Here is a 22,157-nt window from a genome sequence, read left to right on the forward strand (position 1 = left end):
TGATATTCAGTTTTGGCTCTCGCTGACTCAACTGTATGCCGCCTACTCAATCAATGCTCTCAAAACTTTAACTCATGTACTCGCACATGCTCTCAATCAACATAAAGTATTAAGCCTGAGTAGTTACGAAAAATTGTTTATTTCAATTCTTTAACTCAGCTTTGATTACTAGCCTAGGACCATATTTCTCCCTACTGTTGTGCTCAGGGATTGATTTAAAGCTTATTCAGGAGGCCCTATGAACCGAATCAAGCTGGCGACAGCATGGCTAGGGGGGGTGCTAGGGCTGCCATATGTCCTTTTTCTCGTTTCCTTTGGCGACTGCGCCGTCACCGGCAGCGTCGCCGCCTTGCGCAACCCGCTGGGAAGCGCTGCCCCCGTACTCGACCGCGCCTACCTGGCGGCCGACTGCCAGCCCCATCTGCCCAAAGGTGACCTGGCGCCCCCCTCGTAGACCGAGTCATGCCCGTTCATCAGGTCGTTACCGTAGACTGCGACCTGCCGGGCTGTCCCCCCGACGCCGAGCGGATTAAAGCTGTACTGGCCCCTTGCTTCGGGGCGATCGACCGTCATTATCAGGCTCCAATCTAATTCGCTTCGGTTAGCAAAGAGCCCGCTGAGGAAGCTCATCGAGGCAAAGTTTTAGCATTGAGATTGCTTTCGATATTGAGGGCTATAAAGGGTCAAGGCGGCTTTTTATTCCATAGGATATTCGGTGCTGGAATCAATCCCAGAGATCGCAACTCAAGGTCATGGTGTCTAAATCTATCGGGTATGTGGCGATCGCGCTAGAGTCTGTACCGAAGCGCTACCCTCACAACTTCCTCAAACTCTTGATTTATAACTAGCTTGTCAGCAGCTTAAAGGGGCGACTGATGTGGATAAATTCGCCAGACGAGGGGGTAGCGATGCTGAAGGCTAGAGACATTATGACCCAGCCCGTAGTCGTGATTCGTAAGACGGCTACGGTTGAAAATGCGATTTGGCTGATTCGGGCGAAGCGGGTGCGATCGCTCGTGGTCGAGGAAGCGTTTGAAAAGGGACCCTATGGAATTTTGACCGAAAAAGACATTGTTTATAAGGTGATTGCCCAAGGCGACAATCCTCGCTTCGTGCGGGTGAGCAGTATTATGCGGCAACCCTGCATCCAAGTACCGCCGCATGCCACCCTGTTGGAGGTAGCGCAGATTCTAGCCGAGGCGGGGGTGCATCGGGCGCCGGTGATTGAGCAGGACGAGCTATTGGGGATCGTTTCGGTCACCGACATTTTGCTGAAGGGCTATCCGGGGGCTGCACCGCCCCGAGATGAGCTATCCCAGCGCATTCAAGAGGCCCTTGGCAATGCTCGCATTATTGACGACCAGGACGCTCAGATCGAGCAGGAATGCGACGTAGCCTGGCAGATTCTTGAAGACATGCGCCTAGACGCTGCCCACTACGCCTGAACCCATAGGGGACAGCCGCTGTGGTGAACAACAGAGTTGTGATCGACCCGGTGACGCGGAGCGAGGGCCATGCCAAAATCTCTTTGGAGGTCAATGTGAAAATTCTGGTCGTAGAGGACGATTTTACCGTCGCACAGACTCTACAGCATTTGCTCTCTAGCTATCACTATGCTGTTGATACCGCTGCGGATGGGGAAGCCGGGCTACAGCTGGCGGAGGTCTATGAGTATGACCTAGCCCTTCTGGATGTCGTTCTGCCTCGATTAGATGGCATTGGCCTATGTCAGCAGCTGCGGACTAAAGGGTTTCAGTTTCCCATATTACTGCTCACGGGTCAGGGCGGGAGCCGCCAAAAAGCGATCGCGCTCAACGCCGGCGCAGATGACTATGTGGTTAAGCCCTTTGACCCAGAGGAGCTGATGGCACGGGTCCAGGCGCTACTGCGTCGCGGCGGCCCCCAAACCAAACCCCTTTTACAGTGGGGCAAGCTCGCGATCGACCCGAGCAGCCGCAGGGTTACCTATGGTGACCAGCTGCTGGCGATTTTATCGACCCAGCGCTCAATTTTGCTGAGATCTGGCAGACATTTCTAGAAGAAGGCCAGATGTCGGGGGAGTTTCGGGTCTATCGCCCCGACGGCACAACACGGGAAACGGAATTTTCAGCAACCGCAAACTTTATCCGCGGCAGCCATCTCTCAATTCTAAGAGACATTAGCGATCGCAAGCAGACCGAAGCCCGGCTGCAACAGCAGCTGGACCGCGAGCAGCTAGTGACCCAAATCACGGATTCTATTCGCCAAACCCTTGACCTCGATCAAATCTTGCAGGTTGCAGTAGACCAGGTGCGTCGTTTCCTGCAAACCGACCGGGTGATTATCTTTCGGTTTCGGTCCGACTGGCAGGGCACGGTCGTTGCCGAATCGGTAGGTCCCGGCTGGACCGCAATTCTCTCGACCACCCTTCGCGATCCCTGCTTTGGTGAAGAAGTCGGGATTGCCCTCCAGCAGGCCGTTAGCCAGAGCAAGCTGCTTCTGGTTTCTACAGCTGGGCAATGCTCACAAGTTCACCAAAGTGGATGGCCGTCGCATCCTGTAAATACCTAATTTGCGCCAACTTACGATACGGTTGGCCAGTTTAATTGGCCAGTATAAAGGATGAGACGATCGGCAGGCTCCGCTATCTGGGGAAAAGATGACGCCTGGGTGGAATCCCTGGATTAAAAATGGCGGCAATCTCCTCATCAGAGAGCTGATTGAGCTTCGCCTCTAAACCGTCTACCGAGAAGTTATAGCCGCGAGCTTTAGCCAGTTTTGTAAAGGTTTCCGGGTCGCTTAGGGCCTTTTTTCTCGCTTGATTAGCGTATGCTTTCTCTATATTTTTGTAGACTCGAGCAGCATTTCTATTTGACATGATTACGTCTCCTAAAGCTCAGAGCAAAACCCAAACAAAATCACTATGGATATCAATCATCAGATGACAATCATCTACCTTAGTGCGAGCGCAGGACAAGGCAAAAGACCGGGGTGCTGTCCTGCCTTACTATTCTACACGCTTTCTTTTGTCAGAAAATCTTCAATATGATAAGAAGAGTAAACCTTGGCGGTCTTGCAAGTTCTCTAAGAGCGCGTTATCCGCCTCTGCTAGGGCGTTCTAATGGATTTTTCCTGTAGCAGCAAGACGAAGTTCGTGAACTTTCATATCAAAGAAAAGTCTGATGAGTCCTTCCTTTGATATGCTAAATTCAGAAGTTGAAAAGACTTCTATTTCAACTCACAAGGAGGTCAAAGATAGATAGCCGTATCTGTTCATTTGACAATTCCAAAACAGCACTCAAGCAGGCAGCTGATATTTCCTATTAGTGGTGTTAGGGAGCAATGTGGCTGAGAAGACCGGCGTGTCTTCTGTCCATCTCCGGGTAAGCTCACGTATTGCAAGGAAATTCCTCGGTAACCCGGTTTGGGTGCTGTTACGCTATTCAAGTTATGTCATCCAAACGTTTTCTGGACGCGCTTCACAAGGAAACGGATAGTCGTTCCAAGTAGGCAGCTGCGATCATGCTAGTTCCCGCACCCTCCAATATATGTTCCAGGCTACCTATCCACTTGACTCTAGTATCTACGAAGCTGAGAAGGGCTAGAGCTGGGCGTGGGTTTTGTAGGAGACGGCTGTCGCATCAATAGCGGAATACTCAGCAGCCCTAGCAGCGTCGCAATACCAGAGAGCAGCCAGATGGCCCAGCGGCTAGGACGATAGTAGCCTCGCTCAATCTGTAAGAAGGCTCGATTGTAGCGCCAGGCGGCTAAGATAATGACCACAATGCCGAAGATAACCAGTCCGATGCCTAAAAGCTGAGAATTTGAAGCTGGCGGTTCGGACGAAGCGGTAACCGCTTCAAGCTGCTGGAGGAATATTCCGAAGCGGGCGATCGCAAACCCAAAGCCAATAAGTGAAATTGACGTCCGCAGCCAGGCCAGAAACGTCCGCTCATTCGCCTGATGTTCTCTTTGCCGGTCGGGTTTCCTTGAATGGGACATCGATGCAGTACAGTTGGCTCAGCTGAGTCTAGCTTTTCAAAAGCAGTCGCGATCGCTTTTTTCAGTGTGATGCTCGCCGAGCCCCAACGCTTCCTGCACTAATAGGCGATTGATTTCGAGATTTGCTGACATTGAAATGGTACCTCCAGCTTTGAACCTTAAGTCATCCCCTCTAGCTTTGACCCTCAATTTATTCTAAACCTTGATTCTGATTATTCTAAACCTTGATTCTGAGCCTATGCATACCTTCATCTAAACTGGTTCGGTCAGCTGGTCTCTAGGATTGGTAGCTATATGACCAAGTTTGCCCTGACGCTTTGGACCTGACCGGCTCGGCAACGGCACTAGCGCTCACGCGCTTCCTTTCTCAGCTCAAACACGAGCGGCCACAGGTCAGACTCAACTCCACGTTCCCAAAAAGATCCGGCTGGGAATGAAAAAGATCCGGCTGGGAACTAATGCGGCCCATCACTCGCTATAGGATTTTCTCAATTGAGAATTCATATCAATAGTGTGGGTGAGGCATGATTGGGTTGAAAGCAGGCTCCCTTGGGCTAACGGTGGCAGGGCTACTAACGGCAATTTTATCGCCGCCGGCTTGGGCAAATTCTCCAGCGGCGTTGATGGCAGCAGAACCCGCGACCAGTGAACTGCCCCAACCTAGTTCGTTTTCCGATGTCTCTGAGCCGGAGCCCGCAGCGCTAGCGGTCGATGACTGGATGGCTCAGGCTGTGGCGGCTGAAGCGGCTATGGTTACAGATGTGCAGGCGAGTTCAACCCCAGCCGGTCTGAATATCGTTCTGATTTCGGATCAGCCTTTGTCAGCGAGTGAATCTCGCGTAGTTGGCAATGCCCTAATTACTGAAATTCCCAATGCCACGCTAAATCTAACTGACGAGGCTACCGCCGAACAATTTAGCCCAGCGGAAGGGATTGCCCTGGTATAGGTGACGAGTCTGCCCGATGGAGGGGTACAGGTGGCAGTTACAGGAACCGATGCGCCACCTACGGCTCAAATCAGTTCAGAAGCAGGAAATCTAATTCTGAGCGTAGTGCCTGGCGTTGCCCAGGCTGGAGCTGCCGATGAGGCAATCCAAATCGCGGTCACCGGAGAGCAAGACGAGGGATACGATCCTTCTACCGCAACTACTGGAACCCGAATTGAAGCTCCGCTAGAAGACTTGCCTCTGTCGATTCAGGTGATTCCCAGAGAAGTGATTGAAGATCGGCAGGTTGTGCGCTTACAGGAGCTGGCTGATAACGTTCCTGGCGTAGAACCTTATTCAGGCTATGGTGGCTTGTCCTCAAATGACTACTAAGTAGGTGACCCTAAATAAACGTAGCCCTGCTAGACCGTGAGGAATTTGGGATTGGCGCCGATTAGAAGCAAAACTAAAGCGTTTGAGCGCGTAACCCGCCTGAGTTCCTCGGCGGTTCAATCCAGCAATCACCCCCATCTCCAAGTCATAGGTGTGCTCGAACATAGCCCCTCGAATCTCATGCGCTTTGAGCTGATGCCATTCTGTTTCAATCAAATTCATCTCAGAGCAGTAAGGCGGTAGCTGAAAGCAATACAGTCCTTGAGCCTGCCAAATCGGGAGCTGCTGCTTCACGACTTTGCTGGTATGAATTGAGGCATTATCCTGAACCACGACGGTGATCATCCCCGTGCGTTCCCACAGCCGTTGAGCCCGCCTCGCTTGCCAGGTCATAAAGCGGATGTAACTCGCGCTGGTTAAGCTGCCAACGACCAAGCCATAGCTCAACGCCCGTCCGGGTTCCCAGAGTCAAAGGAGACTCAGCCGACGACTGCGGCGTACGGTCTGCTCTTGACCCTTTTGGGTGCCCATCAATGACCAACTGTAGCTGACCGGACTCCAGCTATCAAAGCCGGTCTCATCAAGGTACTGCAAGCGGACATAGCCGTCCTCAGCTGCCTGTTGTAGAAACGCCAAATCAGCTTGCCGCTGGGCTCGCAACACCGGGTCTTGACGGCGACGGTGGCTGTGTCGAGTGCGCTTCCACCGATAGTTTTTTTTTGAGCATTCGCCGCAGCTGACCGCGACTGAGGCTAATGCCGTGAACCTCGGCTAGATGCTCTGCCAGTTGACGGCTGTTGACCGTGAGCGCCTCCACCGACAGATGCTGCTCCAGTGCCGATAGGATTTCCGCTGTGCATCGGGCCGGACGTCCTGAACGCGGCCTGTCCCATAAGCCACCCAACCCCGCCTGCTGCCAGCGATGAATCGCCTGGCGGGCAGTAGCCACTTGCCAGCCTAGGTACTCTGCAATTTGGTTGGGCGTCCACCCTCGATGGCTCAATCGCAATGCCTCTGCCCGGTCTTTGGTTCGTTGAGAAATCCCGGCGGCAGCTCGTAGGTCTTGCAGGGTGCGATCTTCGTCTGGGCTTAACTCGATTCGTAATGGCGGGGTTGACATGCTTGAAACGTCCTGCTCTATGGGGATGCTTCTCAGCTTACCTCCATCGCTACGTTTAATTCCGTTTATCTACTTATCAGACAATCTTTCCAACTCGGCCTCGACAGCTTTACTAATAACCAGCTGCCAGCGGTGATTTCTTACTTGCTTTAGAATTAAGAGCACTGCCTCCCCCTCAAACCGCAATCGATCTCGTTGCCAGTCGTCAAATGGTCGGTTGAGACAGCAGACATTAAAGTAAATTTTGTATTATTTGACATCGTTTACCTACTCGATTAGTTAGTTGAGTCGCTATCGTCTGTTTTGACGGCAATCGTTGAGCTACTGTCCTGAGTCGCTTCTTGAGCTGCTGTATCGAGTAGCTGACGTTTGGCAACCTTGACTAATAACCGCAGCGCTTCGTTGACTGCTTCATCAGTAGGAAACGCCTGAGCTATATCAGGCTCTAAAAGCACTAGGTTTGTTCCCTGGCGGTATCGTTCAACGTACTTACCCCTGATAGCGCCCTTCATCTGAGCTATATCATACTCAGGACGTAACTCGTCTTCCATCTTATTCGCAACTTCCTTCTTCATAAAACCTTTGCTCCTGCCGGGTTGCTTTTCGAGCACTTATGATTCGTATTCTTTCTCCTCGATCGGTATGCGCAACAGCCAAAAGCTGTCCAAACTTCGAACTTCATCAAGCTGGTCAAATTTCTCTAAACTTAAGAATACACAATGCTCAAACGGTTTGGAGATAGCGATGGCTGAAATCGCGCTGAGTGAACTGCATATTTACCCGATCAAGTCGGCAGCGGGGGTTGAGCTGGAGCAGGCGCAGGTAGAGGCTCGGGGGTTTCAGCTGGATCGGCGGTGGATGCTGGTGGATGAAGCAGGAAAGTTTATTACCCAGCGGCGGTTTCCTCGGATGGCGCTGATTGAGGTTGCCGTGGCGGCAGATGGCCTGCGGGTGACTGCGCCGGGAATGCCGGAGCTGATGGTGGCCTTCGATGACGACTCAGATGCTCTAGAGCGGCGGACGGAGGTAGAGGTGTGGGGCGATCTCACTTTGGCCCTCTCAGCCGGAGCGCAAAGCCAGCAGTGGTTCAGCCAGTTCCTAGACTTTTCCTGTCAGCTCGTCTATATGCCCGACGAGGCGCGCCGACCGACCGAGCATGGCGAGTTTGGGCCAGACAAGCTAGTGAGCTTTGCCGATGCCTATCCCTTTTTGCTAATTTCCGAAGCGTCCCTATCCGACCTGAATCAGAAACTAGCAGACCCGGTGCCGATGAATCGGTTTCGGCCCAATCTGGTAATTCGCGGCTGCGAGGCGCTGGCCGAAGATACCTGGAAGCAGATTCGGATCGGCGACATTGTCTTTGACGTGGCCAAGCCCTGCAGCCGCTGCTCGATCCCGACCGTCGATCAGTCCACGGGTGAACGGGGAAAAGAACCAATGCAAACCCTGTCCACCTATCGCCGCTGGGACAGCGCCATCTGGTTTGGGCAAAACCTGATCCAGCACGGCTCAGGCACTTTAGCGGTGGGCGATCCGGTTGAGGTGCTCAGCCGGAAGTGAGGGAGACCGCTCTATTCTCGAAAACCATACCCCCGCAGCTACAGCAGCTAAATACAGCAGCACGCCGACCGCATGGGTCAGACCGGCAATCAGTCCTGCCTGGTCAAGGCAGCCCATCATATTGAACAGGTTCCACCAGTCGTGGGCGTCAATGTTATCTACGGTCAGGGGCAGCTCGCGGTAAGGCGCATCGCCCATGTAAATGGCGACGTCCATGAAGTTCTGGCCGGTCCAAAACAGCGTCACCGCGCTGGAAAAGAACTGGCGACTGTATAAGAAATAGCCGGTAAATACGCCGGGGAAAAGGATCTGCGTTAGGGAACCGCCTAGAATCATTAAAAAGTGTCCCAGGGGCAAAAACAGCAGGTGTCCCGTTTCATGGATCGCCAGGTCGGGGAAATGCAGCAGTCCCTGCCAGCCGCTGTAGCTGGGTTCAATAGCCCATAGGGCACCATAGAGGGCAATGACGGCGACTATGGCTAGCTTCAGTGGGTCAAAGTCAGACCAGCGAATCACAATGGGCTGCGGTCGGGTAGAAGAAGCATGGGATTTGACAGAGGAGCGGTACTCGTCAGGGATGGTTTTTGCGGCGGGCTGGGAGGTTGGGGGATCCGGATTTTGTGGTGGCTCTTCATTCCAGACTGCGTTGGGGAGTGAAAATTCTTCCGACCAGACAGGTACGGAGGCTTTTGACGGCTGGGCATGAACCAGCACTGTCGTCAAGAATGGCACCCGCAGCTTAACTAGGCTCTGACGCAGATAATCAATGACCGGGGCCTGCGCTGGAACTTTTGGCCCTTCTAGCCAGAGGATGAGCCGATGACTCTGGCGAACGGCCTCAACCGCTAGCCCGTGAACCGCGAGAGACTGGGAAAATAGGGCGGCGATCGCGTCGGTATCCCCGCTTCGAGCTTGGGCAATCAAGGTGCGGCGATCCATAAGCTCTTCCTGACTTCTATCCAGTATTCCCAGCTTTATTCCCCAGCCACTCTCGGGCATTAGGAAGGTTGAACCGCTGATGTAGTGCAGAATACCTGCGGCAAGCTAGAGTCGGCATTTCTATCAAAAGCATTGCGACAGCGATCGCGGGACAGACTAAACTAAATCTGGCTCCAGTTTTGGTTTTCGACCCCAGCTGCTGCCGTTGGTTATGGAGGATATTGCGTGTCTAGTCAAACGGTTTCGACCCAGCCCTTTAGCGATCAAAAGCCGGGTACGTCTGGCCTGCGGAAACAGGTGCCGGACTTCCAGCAGCCGCACTATCTGGAAAATTTTATTCAGTCGATCTTCAATAGTTTGGAAGGTTACCAGGACAAAACCCTAGTCCTCGGCGGCGACGGACGCTTCTACAACCGTCCGGCCATCCAAACCATCTTAAAAATGGCGGCGGCTAACGGCTTTGGCAACGTGCTGGTCGGTCAGGGCGGCATCCTCTCCACTCCGGCGGCATCCTGCCTGATCCGCAAATACGATGCGTTTGGCGGCATTATCCTTTCAGCCAGCCACAATCCCGGCGGCCCCGAGGGCGACTTTGGCGTTAAGTACAACGTCGGCAACGGCGGCCCCGCGCCTGAGAAGGTGACCAACGCCATCTTCGAACACAGCAAGAAAATTAGCGAATACAAAATTGAAGACGCCGAGGATATCAACCTCGACCAGACCGGCACCCACAAAATCGGCGATATGACCGTCGAGGTGATCGACTCGGTCACCGACTATGCCGCCCTGATGGAGTCGCTGTTTGACTTCGACCAGATTCGCAGCTTTCTGAGCGGCAATTTCAAAATGTGTATGGATTCGCTCCACGCCGTCACCGGCCCCTACGCCCGCGATATTTTGGAAGGCAAGCTCGGGGCAAAATCCGGCACCGTGCAGAACGGCGAGCCGCTGGAGGACTTCGGCGGCGGTCACCCCGACCCCAACCTGGTCTACGCCCATGACCTAGTCGAGCTGATGTTTGGCGACAGCCCGCCAGACTTTGGCGCGGCCTCGGATGGGGATGGCGATCGCAATATGATTCTGGGCAGCAATTTCTTCGTCAACCCCAGCGACAGCCTCGCCCTGATCGCCGCCAACGCCTCCCTGGTGCCGGGCTATCGCGACGGCCTATCCGGCGTCGCTCGCTCCATGCCCACCAGCCAAGCCGTAGACCGGGTGGCTGAAAAACTCGGCCTCGACTGCTACGAAACGCCTACCGGCTGGAAGTTCTTCGGCAACCTGCTGGACGCCGATAAGATTACCATCTGCGGCGAAGAAAGCTTCGGCACCGGCTCCGACCACGTGCGCGAAAAAGACGGGCTGTGGGCAATCCTGTTCTGGCTGAATATTCTGGCGGCCCGTAAGCAGTCAGTGGAAGATATTGTCCGCGAGCACTGGCAGACCTATGGCCGCAATTTCTACTCCCGCCACGACTACGAAGGCATCGATTCGCAGGCCGCAAATCAGCTGATGGATGGCGTGAAATCGCAGTTTCTCCAGCTCAAGGGCAAAAAGCTCGGCGACTACACCGTCAAATACGCAGACGACTTTAGCTATACCGACCCGGTTGACGGCAGCGTCAGCGAACATCAGGGTCTGCGGATTGGCTTTGAAGACGGCTCGCGGATGGTCTTCCGTCTTTCCGGCACGGGGACTCAGGGGGCGACGCTGCGGCTCTACCTGGAAAGTTACGAGCCCGATCCCGCCAAGCACGATGTCGATACTCAGGCTGCCCTGGGCGGGCTAATTAGTCTGGCAGACGAGTTTGCCAAAATCCGCGAGCTTACCGGCCGCGACGAGCCTACGGTGATTACCTAGCCGCTATGCAAAACTCAGCAGAATACGTCTGCGCCTTCTGCGGTGAGCCTAATACCACCTTTGTGGACCTCAGCGCCGGCGGCACACAGTCCTACATTGAGGACTGCCAGGTCTGCTGCCGGCCCAATATTCTCTACGTCAGCATTGATGAGGAGACGCTGGAGGTGGAGATACAGACGGAGTATGAAGAGTAGCAGCTACCGAGTCGAAACTGAAACCGAAGTCTTCGCTGCGGCCTGTTTCTCTTTCTCCAGCTTTTCTGACACGGCGGCCCGCTCAGCGACTCTCTGCGCTTCGGCGGCCTGGAGGGCGGCGAGTTCGCGTTCTGCCTGGGCGGCCCGCTCTTCGGCCTGAACCTGCCGGGCGACATAGCGGACAAAACCGAAGCTAACGGAGGCGGCGCTGAGGATCATCCAGCCTTCGATCACGTAGCTCATGAGATGGTTTAAAGCAGAAATAGTCATGGTTAAAACTCCAACTAGCGCCTGTGGTAAATCTGGCCTCGGGCTTGAGCCGGTTTAAACCCAATCTGGAAGCCGTCTACCGCAATCATACGAAATCATCAGCTGCGCTTCAATCTGTCGCTCCTGGGCAATCACGACCCGCTGCGACTCGACCTGGCCGCGAGCCGCGCTGCCTGCCTGCTGCCGGGTGTGAATTTGCTCTTCGGCAGAGCGCAGCGCCTGCTCTGGTACAGCTTTAGCGAACTGTGCCTGTTCTGCCGCTTGCTCTGAAATCGCCCCTGCATCGGCGAGTCGCTGTAGCCGAGCAGCATCGGTTTTAGCCTGCTGGAGCTGTACTCGGGGCTGTACCAAACCGCGATGTGTGCATGTTCCAACTCAGGCGCCGCGAACGCAAATTTACATTTCTTCAAGATTGCTCAGCTTTAATATAGTGGCTTTTCCGCCAGTCGCCGTTTGCGAGCGCTGTGATGAAACCGCTATGGGTAGCGCTGTGCCACGGCTCTGGCACGATTTCTAAACCTCAAAAACCTGACCCGATACCGGTTTCCCCTACCGTTGCCCGGGCCAAATATTCGCTATAACTAAAATATACGTTCTTCCCTAAAGCTATGACCGAGCTCTATGCGTCTGAGGATGCGCAGCAGATTTTGCAAATCGCGATCGCAAAAGAAACCGAGTCGGGCGAACTCTCCCGCAGCCAGCTGGTGGAGATTGCCGCTGAGCTGGGGATCGCCTCAGAGACGCTGTTTTCAGCCGAGCGCGAATGGCTCAGCCTGAAGGGAGAAGCCGCCGAGCAGTTTGTTTTTAACCAGCAGCGTAAGCAAAAGTTTCAGCATCACCTGGTCCGCTACGGAATCGTTAATGGCTTTTTGCTCTTGCTCAACCTGCTTACGCCCATTGGTTGGCTTTGGTCACTAACACTTTTCGTTTTTATAGTTTGGAGCATGATTCTGGCGCTGCATGGCTGGAAGGCTTACCAGCTCAGCGGTTATCGCTATCAGACCGAGTTTGAAAACTGGCGACGGCGGCAGCGGGTGAAGCAGTCGGTAAATAAGTTTGTCAATCGTCTGCTGGGTGCTTAGGTTTGGTGGAGCGACCCAATCTGTCTCAGCCGCGGCAGGTCTATGTCTGCCAAAATCGCACCTGCGCCCGCGATGGTTCAGCCCAGGTACTGAAAGAATTTTGCCAGCATGAGCTGATACATACGGCGGTTCGTCCCAGCGGCTGCATGGGCTGCTGCGGTTCAGGGCCGATGGTGGCCGTGATGCCAGAAGGGACTTGGTATTCCCAGGTCCGGCCTAGCGACGTCGCGGCAATTGCCGAACAGCATTTACTAGCAGGCCAGCCGGTACAGCGGCTGCTCCACGCTCGCACGTTTGCGAAGCAGGCTTAACGACCTACGCTTTAACCGGGGTTTTTTCTGGGATATTCTGCGGGGTATTCTCGGGCGTTTTCTCTAAAATCAGCTTCGACTGCCGGAACGAATCTGGAATTTCAACCGGATAGTTCCCTGTAAAGCAGGCCGAGCAAAAGCTGTTGGGATCGACGCCCGTGGCGGCGAGCATCCCTTCCCAGCTCAGGTAGGCTAAGGAAACGACGCCAATCTGCGCCTCGATTTCTTTCACCGAATTGGTAGCGGCGATCAGCTGGTCCTGGCTGTCGGTGTCGATGCCGTAGAAGCAGGGATGGGTGACCGGCGGCGAAGAAATTCGCATGTGGACTTCGGCGGCCCCAGCTTCGTAGAGCGCCTTCACCAGCTTGCGGCTGGTTGTTCCCCGCACAATTGAGTCGTCCACGACCAGAATTCGCTTACTTTCCAGCACGTCTCGCAGCGGGTTGAGCTTCATCCGAATACCCGCTTCTCGCATCGTCTGGGTTGGCTGAATAAACGTCCGCCCGACGTAGCGATTTTTGATTAGCCCCTCTGCATAGGGCACGCCCGCCGCTTCGGAATAGCCAATCGCCGCTGGCACCCCCGAGTCCGGCACCGGCATCACCAGATCCACCTCGGCTGGGGATTCCTTGGCCAGCTGCTGGCCCAGCCGCTTGCGGTAGCTGTAGAGGCTCTCATGGTGAAAAACGCTGTCGGGCCGGGCGAAGTAAATCATTTCAAATACGCAGAGCTTGCGCTCGGCCTCAGCCCACTGCACCGATTTCAGGCCAGATGAATCAATCCACAGCAGTTCCCCCGGCCGAATGTCGCGCAGGTACTGAGCGCCAACAATGTCAAGCCCGCAGGTCTCCGAAGCGACCACATACTGTCCGGGGCCGTCCTGAGGATCCTGACTGCCGATATAGCCCAGCACCAGCGGGCGAATGCCGCGATGGTCGCGAGTGACGATTAGCCCCTCCGGGGTGGCAATGGTTAGGCTGAAGGCCCCTTCGCAGCGCTTAAAGGCCGCGATCGCGCCCCCGATCCAGTCCTGCTGCCCTTCGGCAATTGCTTCGACCATCGCCAAAGCAATCAGCTCGGAGTCGGTGGTGGTCAGCAGCTCGTGATCGCGCTTCAGCAGCTCATCGCGCAGGCTATTGGCGTTGACGATATTGCCATTATGGGCCAGCGCCATCTGCCCCAGGCGCGTGTCTAGCACGGCGGGCTGGGCGTTGACCATGCGGCTAGAGCCGGTGGTGGAATAGCGGGTATGGCCCACCGCCCACTGCCCCGGCAGCTGCCGCAGAATTTCATCGTCAAAGACCTGGGACACTAGCCCCATGCCCTTGTAGGAATGGACCTGTCCCCGGTTAAAGGTAGCAACCCCAGCCGATTCCTGGCCGCGATGCTGGAGGGCGTAAAGGCCAAAGTAGGTCAGCGTCGCCACGTCTTCTGCGGGAGCGTAGACGCCGAAGACGCCACAGGCTTCTTCGGGCTTGTCAGGACGGCTGTCCTGAAGTTCGTCAGCGGGGGAATAAGCGGCAAGCTGAGACATCTGCTTTGAGCTCCAAATCAGGCCAATCAAAAACTGCTAGCAATCCGAGGCTTCGGATTCACTAGCAGCGATTAAACACATATCAACCGGGTGGAAAGTTGGAAAAATATCGCCGGGTCCAGGACAAAAGTTCTGTACAAACTTAATCCTTTTTTAACCCTTAGACCGATCCTAGCACCTGTCTGGGCTAATCTGTTGAACCAAAAGGCACAGTCATCCCCCTTATTTGAGGTTAAGGAAATATTAACGGGCGATCGCGTTTTCAATTGCGCTGCTCCACCGATGGGCCATCTCCGCTACCGATAGGTGGACCCGCGTTTCTAACGGTTCGCCCGCCCGGATCGTCAGATCGGTCTCACTGACTTCGCCGAGCCGCTGCCAGTGACCGGACAGCTGCTGGCTACAGTAGCTTTCCCAGTCAGCGCTGTCGGCTAAAGCGACCGATAGGATAATTCGAGCACCGCCTTCGCCAAACAGCACTGTATCCCCGCGCTGGTTCCCCGTCGTCAGCTGCACGGTAGCGCCTTTCTGGCCGCTAATGCAAGCTTCAGCCAGGGCGATCGCCAGCCCGCCCTCGCTACAGTCGTGGGCCGACCGCACCCAGCCCCGACGAATGCCATACCGGCAGGCCGCCTGCACCTTCAGCTCTAGCGCCAGTTCGGTTTGAGGCGGCTGACCGGCGACGGTCTGATGGATCTCTTTGAGATATTCCGAGCCGCCCAAGGTCACCGTTCCCTGACCTGTTTCTTGGCCCGTTTCTTGGCCCGTTTGCTCTGTCGGCAGGCCCAGCAGATAAATCCGATCGCCCACCGACCGCCAGCCCTGGCCGCAGACCTGGCTGAGGTCGGGCACCAGACCCACCATTCCCACCACCGGCGTGGGATAGATCGGCTGGGGGTTACCTTGGCTGTCCAACGTTTCGTTGTAGAGCGAAACGTTGCCGCCGGTGACCGGCGTGGCAAAGGCGCGGCAGGCTTCGGCCAGACCCCGACAGGCTTCGGCTAGCTGCCAGTAGCCGATAGGATTTTCGGGGCTGCCAAAGTTGAGATTATCGGTGACGGCGATCGGGTCGGCCCCGACGCAGCTGAGGTTGCGGGCGGCTTCGGCGACGGCGGCGATCGCGCCCTCGTAGGGATTCAGGTAGACATAGCGGGCATTGCAGTCCACCGTTGCCGCGACGCCAGAGTTGGCGCCTGCGGCGTCAGGATTTATTTGCGATCGCAGCCGCACCACTGCCGCATCCGCCTCGCCGGGCAGCAGCACCGTATTGTTCTGCACCTGATGGTCATACTGCCGGTAGATCCAACGCTTGGAGGCAATCGTCGGCGTGCCCAGCAGGGTCAGCACCACCTGATTCCAGGACTGGTCGGCAATGCCCTCGGCAGAAGCTGGGGGAAGCTCGGCCTCGGTCCAGGCCCAGGCCGTCTGGGCGTAAGCGGGCGGCGATATCACCTGGCGGGGGTAGACCGGCGTATTGTCGGACAGGGCAGTGGCGGGAATTTCCGCCGCGATTGCGCCCTGAAATAAAATCCGCACGATCGGATCTGCAATCACCGTCCCGGCTACCACCGCCTGTAGCCCCCAGCGCTGAAAAATCTCAATCAGCTGCTGCTCGCGTCCGGCCTGGGCAACAAACAGCATCCGCTCCTGCGACTCCGACAGCAGATATTCGTAGGGCACCATCCCCGATTCGCGCACCGGCACTTTATCCAGGTCTAGCTCAATCCCGACGCCGCCGTTCGCCGCCATCTCGGCGGTGGAGCAGGTCAGCCCGGCCGCGCCCATGTCCTGAGCCGCGACGACGGCCCCGGTCTTAAACGCCTCCAGGCAGGCTTCGACCAGAGACTTTTCTAAAAACGGGTCGCCCACCTGCACAGCGGGCCGGTCAGCTTCGGACTGGTCGCTCAGCTCGGCGCTGGCAAAGCTGGCCCCGCCCATGCCGTCCCGCCCAGTGGTTGAGCCGACGTAAAGCACCGGATTGCCGACTCCCGCCGCCCCCGATTTGACAATTTCCGGCGTTTCCATCAGGCCGATTGCCATTACATTCACCAGCGGATTGCCCGCATAGGCTGGGTCGAAGTAGACCTCGCCGCCCACCGTCGGCACCCCAAAGCAGTTGCCATAGTGGGCGATCCCGGCGACTACGCCGTTAAAAATCTGCCGGGTGCGGACCGAGTCTAGGGCGCCAAACCGCAGCGAGTTGAGCACGGCAATCGGGCGCGCCCCCATGGTGAAAATGTCGCGGAGAATGCCGCCGACGCCGGTAGCCGCACCCTGAAAGGGCTCCACTGCCGAAGGATGATTGTGGGACTCGATCTTAAAGGCCAGCCGGATGCCGTTGCCCATATCCACCACGCCCGCATTTTCGCCGGGGCCAACCAGAATGCGATCGCCCGACGTCGGAAACTGCTTCAGCAGCGGTCGGGAGTTTTTGTAGCAGCAGTGCTCTGACCACATCACCCCAAACATGCCCAGCTCGGCCCGGTTGGGCTGCCGTCCCAGCCGTCGCACAATCTCTTCATACTCGCCCGGCTTCAGGCCAGCCGCCGCGATCTCTGCCTGGGTCGGGAGCACAGTCGTCATAGAAAATAGGCGCTGGGTTGAGCGCAGAATGAAGCCGGATACTATTCTACTGCGGCGGGCGATCGCGACTGACTTTAAGTCCTTTGCCTTTAAGACTTGATGAAGTCAGCAGAATCCCGTTAGAAAATTTAAGCTCCGGCTAGAGCAACAGGATACAATTTGGGTCGAACCTTGCTTGCTTTCTCCGTTTGCTTTTGTTGTCTCTGGCTCAGGTCTTTGAACCCTATGCTGACCGCCCGTTTTTTCAAGCAGCAGATCGCGCAAAAGTTTCCCAATCTAGGAATGGCGATACTGATCGTTGCGGTGAGTTCGGTAGTCGCGATCGCGCTGATCTATACCGTTATTACCCTCACCCTGTCCTGGCAGGCCTGGCTGACGATTGCGGTGATGGTGGCGACGCTCTGGCTGAATGCGCTGACCTCCTATCCGCCGGAGGTGATTTTTCTAGGCGGGCTCGGCATTCTATTTGTCACTGGGGTCGTTGGTGCAGAGGATGCCCTAGCTGGGTTTAGCAATCCGGGCATGGTGACCGTCGGGGTGCTCTACGTGGTGGTGGCGGGGCTACAGCAGACGGGCGGGCTGAACTGGGTCTCTCAGCATGTGTTGGGCCTGCCCAAGGGGCTGTTTTCTGCCCTGGTACGGCTGATTTTTCCGGTCCTGGGCATGAGTGCCTTTCTCAACAACACGCCGGTGGTCGCGATGTTTGTGCCGGTAGTCAGCGACTGGGCGCGAAAGTTGCGGATCAGCCCGTCGAAGCTGATGATTCCGCTCAGCTACGCGGCGATTTTTGGTGGCATTTGCACGCTGATTGGCACGAGCACCAATCTGGTCGTGAACGGGCTGCTGATTTCAAAGGCAGGCTACCCAGGGATGAATATGTTTGATATCACCCGGGTCAGCCTGCCCTGCGCCCTCATCGGAGCGGCTTACCTGCTGACCGCAGGCCGCTGGCTGCTGCCCAATCGCAAGCCCGCCCTGAGCGAGCAGGACAATCCCCGCGAGTACAAGGTCGAGATGGTGGTTGAAGCGGGCAGTCCGCTGGCAGGTAAGACGATCGAAAAGGCCGGTCTGCGCCATCTGCCGGGGCTGTTTTTAGGCGAAATTGTCCGGGCGGGGCAGGTGATTCCGGCGGTAAGCCCCCAGGAGCAGCTGCAGGAGCATGACCAGCTGATCTTTGTCGGCATTGTCGATTCCATTGTCGATCTAAAGAAAATGCGCGGACTGGTTCCCGCGACCAACCAGGTTGAAAAACTCGACGTCCCCCCGACGGCGCGGCGACTGATTGAGGCGGTGGTCTCTAATACCTGCCCGGTGGCCGGGCAGACGATTCGCAAAGGTCAGTTTCGCAATCGCTACAACGCGGTCATTCTAGCGGTGGCTCGCAACGGTGAGCGCTTGCAGGGCAAAATTGGCGACATCATCCTCAGGCCGGGGGATGTGCTGCTGCTGGAAGCGCCGCCGACGTTCTTAGCCCAGCAGCGATCCTCGCGCGACTTTTATCTGGTCAGCGATGTGCCCAACTCAGAGCCGTTACGCCATCAGAAGGCCCCAATCGCGCTGGGAATTCTGGTAGCGATGGTGGCGCTGGCGACCTTTGGCTGGATGGATATGCTTCAGGCGGCGACGCTAGCGGCCATGGTAATGGTGCTCGCTCGCTGTAGCGGGGCGGGCTACGCCCTGGGCAATGTGCAATGGTCGGTGCTGCTGGTAATTGCGGCGGCGCTTGGCATTGGTCAGGCGCTGGAGACGACAGGGGCAGCCGGGACGCTGGCCGGGGCCTTCATTGGCCTGGCCGGACAAAATCCCTGGATGGCGCTGGCGGCGGTCTACGCAGTTACATCTATCCTGACCGAGGTGATTACCAATAATGCGGCCGCAGTACTGGTTTTTCCGATTGCGCTGGCGGTGTCGAAAAGCTTGGGAGTCGATTTTATGCCCTTTGCGATCGCGATTATGATCGGCGCTTCGGCCAGCTTCTCGACCCCGATTGGCTACCAGACGAACCTGATGGTCTACGGCCCGGGCGGCTATCGCTTTGGCGACTTTATGCGGATTGGGCTGCCGCTGAATCTAATTTTTTGGGTGCTGACGGTTTTGCTGGCGCCGCGGGTTTTTCCGTTTTGATTACAATACAGGTTCTGGGACGCTGCCTGAGGCTAGTCCAGAAGCTGCAATCTAACATCAGCAATGAGCGCTCAATCTATCTCAGTCTTGGACCTGAGTGACTTCACGGCTGGCGGCGTCAGTCGGGAGGCGTTTGTCCGGGATTTGGGAGAGGCGCTTCAGAACCTGGGCTTTTTTGTGCTGGTCAACCACGGCGTCGAGCAGCGGCTGATTGACTCGGCCTACAGCGCGGCGGAAGCCTTCTTTGCCCTATCTGAGCCAGCTAAGCTGCGCTACGAGCTAGCGGATAGCCATGGACAGCGGGGCTTTATCCGGTTTGGTCGGGAACATGCGAAAGACCAGCCTGCGCCTGACCTCAAGGAGTTTTGGCACATTGGCCGGGAGCCAGCCGCTCAGCCGTCTACGACAGACTTAATCAATATCTGGCCGAAGGAAGTGCCCCAGTTTCGCCCGGTCATGCAGGCGCTCTACCAGCAGCTGGAGATCTGCGCCACCCATCTGCTAGCGGCCTGCGCCCGCTATCTGGAGCAGCCCTCGGACTTTTTTGCGGCTCAGGCCCAGGAAGGCAATACGCTACTGCGGGTCATTCACTATCCGCCGATTCCGCCAGAGGTTGAGCCGGATCGCCTGCGAGCTGCACCCCATGAGGATATCAACCTGATTACGCTGCTCTGCGAGGCAACGACACCAGGGCTAGAGCTGCTGCGACCCGACGGCACCTGGCTGCCGGTCGCCGCCGACCCTGGCCAGATTGTCGTCGATACGGGGGATATGCTCCAGGCGCTGAGCAACGGCCTGCTGAAGAGCACGACTCACCGGGTGGCGAATCCGGCTAACAGCCGCGATCGCCGCTTTTCTATGCCGTTTTTTGTCCATCCCCGGCCTGATTTTGACCTGACGCCGCGGCCTGAATGCGTTGCGCGGACCGGCGGGCGGGTGTCGTTTCCGACGCAGACGGCGGGGGAGTATTTGGGGCGGCGGCTGGCGGAGATTGGGCTGGCTAGGGAGTGATGGGGTGGGTAGGGGTAGGTATCATACCTACCCGCGCAGCAAGGTCATTGCCTACAGGGTGAATGGGTAATGGAGTGGATGGGTGGATGAGTGATGGAGTAGGGGCATGGTTGCCATGCTCCCACGGGGTGTTCTTTCTATAATAGATGCCTGAACTAACTGAGTAAGGATTCTAACTGTGGACCTGACACCGGCGCTGCCGACTTTTATCATTACGCTGCGAGAAGGGGTGGAGGCGGCTTTGGTAGTGGGCATTGTGCTGGCCTGTCTGAACCGAGCCGGGCGTTCTGAGCTGAATCGCTGGGTCTATGGCGGTGTGACCGCGGGTTTAATCGGCAGTGTGCTGATTGGGATTTTTCTGGCACTGGGCCTTCAGCAGGTGCAAGCGGCGCTGCCGAGCCTAGAGTCGGTGGTGAAGCCGCTGCTGGGGACGCTGTTTTCGGCGATCGCGATTATTATGCTGAGCTGGATGCTGATCTGGATGACCCAGCAGGCGCGATCGCTCAAGGCTGAAATTCAGGGCTCATTGCAGTCGGCTCTGGTTGACGAAACGGCAGGCTGGAGCATTTTTAGCCTGGTCTGCATTGCTGTCCTGCGGGAGGGCTTCGAGACGGTACTGTTTTTATTCAGCAATTTGCAGCAGAGCCCAATCGGGGTAGCAGGCGCGATCGCGGGTGTGATTGGGGCGACGGCGATTGGGCTGGCGATTTTCAAAGGCGGCGTCAAGATTGACGTGCGCCTGTTTTTTCAGACGATGGGCGTGCTGCTGCTGCTGATTGTGGCGGGGCTGGTGGTTTCCGCCTGCAAAAATTTGGATGCTGCTTTTGCGGCGATTAGCCAGATCGATCCGGTCCGGTCGGATCTGTGCTTTTCGACCCAGTCCTGCATTCTCGGGCCGCAGGTTTGGGATGCCAGCCAGGTGCTGCCCGACAAAACGTTTCCGGGCATCGTCCTGAAGGCGCTGATGGGCTACCGCGACCAGATTTATCTAGGCCAGATAATTGCCTATGGCTCCTTTCTGGCGCTGGTCGGCGGACGCTACTTTCGCAGTCTGAGTCAGGTAACAGGCCGCGGAACTCAGCAGACTGCGACAAATTCCTGAGGCAGACTGCCCGACGAGCCGATACCAAAAAGGGTATGACTCACGCCATACCCCGCTGAGCTATCTATAAAGGGGTCTGAAATAGCTGTGCTATCGCTGCGCCTGCTACGGCGACTCATCCGTAGCATCGGCCGAACCCTGCTGCGACTCTTCGAGCAGCCGCTCAAAGCGCTCCTTCGACCAGCGGTCAGTTGCATAGGAAATGGCGGTAATTTCACCCAGACGAATCAGCCAAACCGTCCTCTGGTAGGGATCATCGGGCAGATCGTCGTCTTCGAAACCTTCAGATACATCGACATCGACGACTTCAACGTATTCGGCGTCCAGGAAGATGGGAATGCCTACTAGCCGAGTTCCCGGCATTCTGAACCATACTTCGCTACCTGAATGGAGAGCTTCTTCTAAACGCTGATACAGTCGGCTGGGATTTGAGGAAGAATAGGTCGTGGCTCTGGGATTGGCAGAATACTCCTGCCGCGGACTGTCTTTCCTAATGCCCTCTTTCATATTTTCTCCTTACGTGCTTCTAGGTGCTGTGTCCTTGAAATCTGCTCAAGAAAAGACCGAAATTTGATGGGTCAGGTCTTTTGCCCGATGAATGACCAGGTATGCTGCACTATCGCCTGCGTCACCTCCTGGTCCACTGCCTGGACCGATGATGAATGAGTTCCGGTCGCTCGAGCTAGTCTAAGTCCTTTACAAGATAACAAATCTTGTCAAAGCGCACCGGACGAGTTTGCGTCGGGACTGCGGAATAAGCCGGTGGTTGCCCAGTAGCTTACCCCATTTGTCTTCATTTATAGATAAACCGTTAGATGACGGAGTCTGGAAATCTCAGATTTGAACGCCGCTGCTCAGCCCGGAATAACGGTTTTCAGAGGCTATCAGGGACGAACCAGCATCAGGGTTTGGCCAAATTCGACCGGCTCAGAATTTTCGACTAGCACTTCTACGATTTCGCCGGAAATTTCTGCTTCTAGCTCATTCATCAGCTTCATCGCTTCGATAATGCAGACCGTTTGCCCCGCCTGAATGCGATCGCCCACTTCGACAAAAGCGGCTTCGTCTGGGCCGGGAGCCCGGTAAAAGGTCCCTACGATGGGCGAGGTAATCTTGAGGAAATTCTCTGTCGGCTTGACGGATGGGGCGGGCGGAGGGGGAATATCTGCC

At 56.3% G+C, this 22,157-nt stretch carries 23 protein-coding genes and 3 pseudogenes; 14 read left to right on the forward strand and 12 right to left on the reverse strand.

Features of this window, described 5'->3' with window-relative positions; genetic code table 11:
* Nucleotides 1–304: 304 nt before the first annotated feature.
* From IQ241_RS26760 to IQ241_RS21880, 4 genes and pseudogenes are all read left to right on the forward strand, one after another.
* Nucleotides 305–605 (forward strand): annotated as a pseudogene (locus IQ241_RS26760) (NADH-quinone oxidoreductase subunit B family protein); the annotation flags it as partial.
* Between the two features lie 303 nt (nucleotides 606–908).
* Nucleotides 909–1,445, forward strand: coding sequence for a CBS domain-containing protein (locus IQ241_RS21870; protein ID WP_193911333.1), 537 nt, complete (start codon nucleotides 909–911; stop codon nucleotides 1,443–1,445).
* Nucleotides 1,446–1,465: 20 nt separating this feature from the next.
* Complete coding sequence (locus tag IQ241_RS21875) at nucleotides 1,466–2,038, forward strand: response regulator transcription factor (protein WP_322743744.1); 573 nt, start codon at nucleotides 1,466–1,468, stop codon at nucleotides 2,036–2,038.
* Between the two features lie 11 nt (nucleotides 2,039–2,049).
* Nucleotides 2,050–2,550, forward strand: coding sequence for a GAF domain-containing protein (locus tag IQ241_RS21880; RefSeq protein WP_193911336.1), 501 nt, complete (start codon nucleotides 2,050–2,052; stop codon nucleotides 2,548–2,550).
* Between the two features lie 73 nt (nucleotides 2,551–2,623).
* Here IQ241_RS21880 and IQ241_RS25770 read toward each other — a convergent pair whose 3' ends face one another.
* Nucleotides 2,624–2,857: a Nif11 family protein gene (locus tag IQ241_RS25770; protein WP_228021965.1), complete on the reverse strand. Its 234-nt coding sequence runs from the start codon at nucleotides 2,855–2,857 to the stop codon at nucleotides 2,624–2,626.
* Nucleotides 2,858–3,555: 698 nt separating this feature from the next.
* Nucleotides 3,556–3,981, reverse strand: coding sequence for a YidH family protein (locus tag IQ241_RS21885; RefSeq protein WP_193911338.1), 426 nt, complete (start codon nucleotides 3,979–3,981; stop codon nucleotides 3,556–3,558).
* A 623-nt stretch (nucleotides 3,982–4,604) separates the two neighbouring features.
* Between IQ241_RS21885 and IQ241_RS21890 the strand changes: the two genes are divergently transcribed.
* Both IQ241_RS21890 and IQ241_RS26240 read left to right on the forward strand, forming a co-directional pair.
* Nucleotides 4,605–4,928: a hypothetical protein gene (locus IQ241_RS21890; protein ID WP_193911340.1), complete on the forward strand. Its 324-nt coding sequence runs from the start codon at nucleotides 4,605–4,607 to the stop codon at nucleotides 4,926–4,928.
* Between the two features lie 30 nt (nucleotides 4,929–4,958).
* A complete protein-coding gene (locus IQ241_RS26240) occupies nucleotides 4,959–5,300 on the forward strand; it encodes a TonB-dependent receptor plug domain-containing protein (protein WP_193911342.1) in 342 nt (113 codons plus the stop codon).
* 178 nt (nucleotides 5,301–5,478) lie between these two features.
* On the opposite strand, the pseudogene IQ241_RS26765 reads toward IQ241_RS26240, so the two are convergent.
* The 3 genes and pseudogenes from IQ241_RS26765 to IQ241_RS26770 form a co-directional block, all read right to left on the reverse strand.
* A pseudogene (locus IQ241_RS26765) lies at nucleotides 5,479–6,420 on the reverse strand (IS630 family transposase).
* A 275-nt stretch (nucleotides 6,421–6,695) separates the two neighbouring features.
* Complete coding sequence (locus IQ241_RS21905) at nucleotides 6,696–6,995, reverse strand: hypothetical protein (protein WP_228021967.1); 300 nt, start codon at nucleotides 6,993–6,995, stop codon at nucleotides 6,696–6,698.
* Nucleotides 6,973–7,095: pseudogene (locus IQ241_RS26770) on the reverse strand (BrnT family toxin); the annotation flags it as partial. The pseudogene IQ241_RS26770 and the gene IQ241_RS21905, both read right to left, overlap by 23 nt.
* A gap of 69 nt (nucleotides 7,096–7,164) precedes the next feature.
* Here IQ241_RS26770 and IQ241_RS21915 point away from each other — a divergent pair.
* On the forward strand, nucleotides 7,165–7,980 hold the full coding sequence (locus IQ241_RS21915) for an MOSC domain-containing protein (protein ID WP_193911346.1): 816 nt from the start codon (nucleotides 7,165–7,167) through the stop codon (nucleotides 7,978–7,980).
* Here the strand turns inward: IQ241_RS21915 and IQ241_RS21920 are convergent.
* Entirely contained in the window at nucleotides 7,939–8,919 is a 981-nt protein-coding gene (locus tag IQ241_RS21920) for a hypothetical protein (RefSeq protein WP_193911349.1), read from the reverse strand. The genes IQ241_RS21915 and IQ241_RS21920 overlap by 42 nt on opposite strands.
* A 225-nt stretch (nucleotides 8,920–9,144) precedes the next feature.
* Between IQ241_RS21920 and IQ241_RS21925 the strand changes: the two genes are divergently transcribed.
* On the forward strand, nucleotides 9,145–10,776 hold the full coding sequence (locus IQ241_RS21925) for an alpha-D-glucose phosphate-specific phosphoglucomutase (RefSeq protein WP_193911350.1): 1,632 nt from the start codon (nucleotides 9,145–9,147) through the stop codon (nucleotides 10,774–10,776).
* A gap of 5 nt (nucleotides 10,777–10,781) precedes the next feature.
* On the forward strand, nucleotides 10,782–10,970 hold the full coding sequence (locus tag IQ241_RS21930; RefSeq protein ID WP_193911353.1) for a CPXCG motif-containing cysteine-rich protein: 189 nt from the start codon (nucleotides 10,782–10,784) through the stop codon (nucleotides 10,968–10,970).
* A 3-nt stretch (nucleotides 10,971–10,973) separates the two neighbouring features.
* On the opposite strand, the gene IQ241_RS21935 is transcribed toward IQ241_RS21930, so the two are convergent.
* Entirely contained in the window at nucleotides 10,974–11,240 is a 267-nt protein-coding gene (locus IQ241_RS21935; protein ID WP_193911355.1) for a hypothetical protein, read from the reverse strand.
* Between the two features lie 54 nt (nucleotides 11,241–11,294).
* The gene (locus tag IQ241_RS21940; RefSeq protein WP_193911357.1) at nucleotides 11,295–11,591 is read right to left on the reverse strand and encodes a hypothetical protein; all 297 of its coding nucleotides are present in this window, start codon (nucleotides 11,589–11,591) and stop codon (nucleotides 11,295–11,297) included.
* Between the two features lie 257 nt (nucleotides 11,592–11,848).
* Here IQ241_RS21940 and IQ241_RS21945 point away from each other — a divergent pair, with 257 nt between their 5' ends.
* Nucleotides 11,849–12,322: a 2TM domain-containing protein gene (locus IQ241_RS21945; protein ID WP_193911359.1), complete on the forward strand. Its 474-nt coding sequence runs from the start codon at nucleotides 11,849–11,851 to the stop codon at nucleotides 12,320–12,322.
* A gap of 5 nt (nucleotides 12,323–12,327) precedes the next feature.
* The gene (locus tag IQ241_RS21950) at nucleotides 12,328–12,633 is read left to right on the forward strand and encodes a (2Fe-2S) ferredoxin domain-containing protein (RefSeq protein ID WP_322743745.1); all 306 of its coding nucleotides are present in this window, start codon (nucleotides 12,328–12,330) and stop codon (nucleotides 12,631–12,633) included.
* A 4-nt stretch (nucleotides 12,634–12,637) separates the two neighbouring features.
* On the opposite strand, the gene purF is transcribed toward IQ241_RS21950, so the two are convergent.
* Together purF and purL are read right to left on the reverse strand one after the other, a co-directional pair.
* Nucleotides 12,638–14,167 carry an amidophosphoribosyltransferase gene (gene purF / locus IQ241_RS21955; protein WP_193911361.1) on the reverse strand — a complete coding sequence of 510 codons (1,530 nt, stop codon included), beginning with the start codon at nucleotides 14,165–14,167 and terminating at the stop codon, nucleotides 12,638–12,640.
* A 243-nt stretch (nucleotides 14,168–14,410) separates the two neighbouring features.
* Nucleotides 14,411–16,750, reverse strand: coding sequence for a phosphoribosylformylglycinamidine synthase subunit PurL (gene purL, locus IQ241_RS21960; RefSeq protein ID WP_193911363.1), 2,340 nt, complete (start codon nucleotides 16,748–16,750; stop codon nucleotides 14,411–14,413).
* A gap of 225 nt (nucleotides 16,751–16,975) precedes the next feature.
* Between purL and IQ241_RS21965 the strand changes: the two genes are divergently transcribed.
* From IQ241_RS21965 to IQ241_RS21975, 3 genes are all read left to right on the forward strand, one after another.
* Nucleotides 16,976–18,874 (forward strand): SLC13 family permease, encoded by a 1,899-nt coding sequence (locus tag IQ241_RS21965; protein ID WP_193911366.1) that lies wholly within the window; start codon nucleotides 16,976–16,978, stop codon nucleotides 18,872–18,874.
* Between the two features lie 63 nt (nucleotides 18,875–18,937).
* Complete coding sequence (locus IQ241_RS21970; RefSeq protein WP_193911368.1) at nucleotides 18,938–19,885, forward strand: isopenicillin N synthase family dioxygenase; 948 nt, start codon at nucleotides 18,938–18,940, stop codon at nucleotides 19,883–19,885.
* 178 nt (nucleotides 19,886–20,063) lie between these two features.
* The gene (locus tag IQ241_RS21975; protein ID WP_193911370.1) at nucleotides 20,064–20,987 is read left to right on the forward strand and encodes an FTR1 family iron permease; all 924 of its coding nucleotides are present in this window, start codon (nucleotides 20,064–20,066) and stop codon (nucleotides 20,985–20,987) included.
* Nucleotides 20,988–21,092: 105 nt separating this feature from the next.
* On the opposite strand, the gene IQ241_RS21980 is transcribed toward IQ241_RS21975, so the two are convergent.
* Together IQ241_RS21980 and accB are read right to left on the reverse strand one after the other, a co-directional pair.
* Nucleotides 21,093–21,494: a hypothetical protein gene (locus tag IQ241_RS21980; protein ID WP_193911372.1), complete on the reverse strand. Its 402-nt coding sequence runs from the start codon at nucleotides 21,492–21,494 to the stop codon at nucleotides 21,093–21,095.
* Between the two features lie 377 nt (nucleotides 21,495–21,871).
* On the reverse strand, nucleotides 21,872–22,157 hold a 286-nt coding region (gene accB, locus IQ241_RS21985; protein ID WP_193911374.1), incomplete at its 5' end, for an acetyl-CoA carboxylase biotin carboxyl carrier protein.

Source organism: Vasconcelosia minhoensis LEGE 07310 (genome assembly GCF_015207255.1).
GTDB lineage: Bacteria > Cyanobacteriota > Cyanobacteriia > Phormidesmidales > Phormidesmidaceae > Vasconcelosia > Vasconcelosia minhoensis.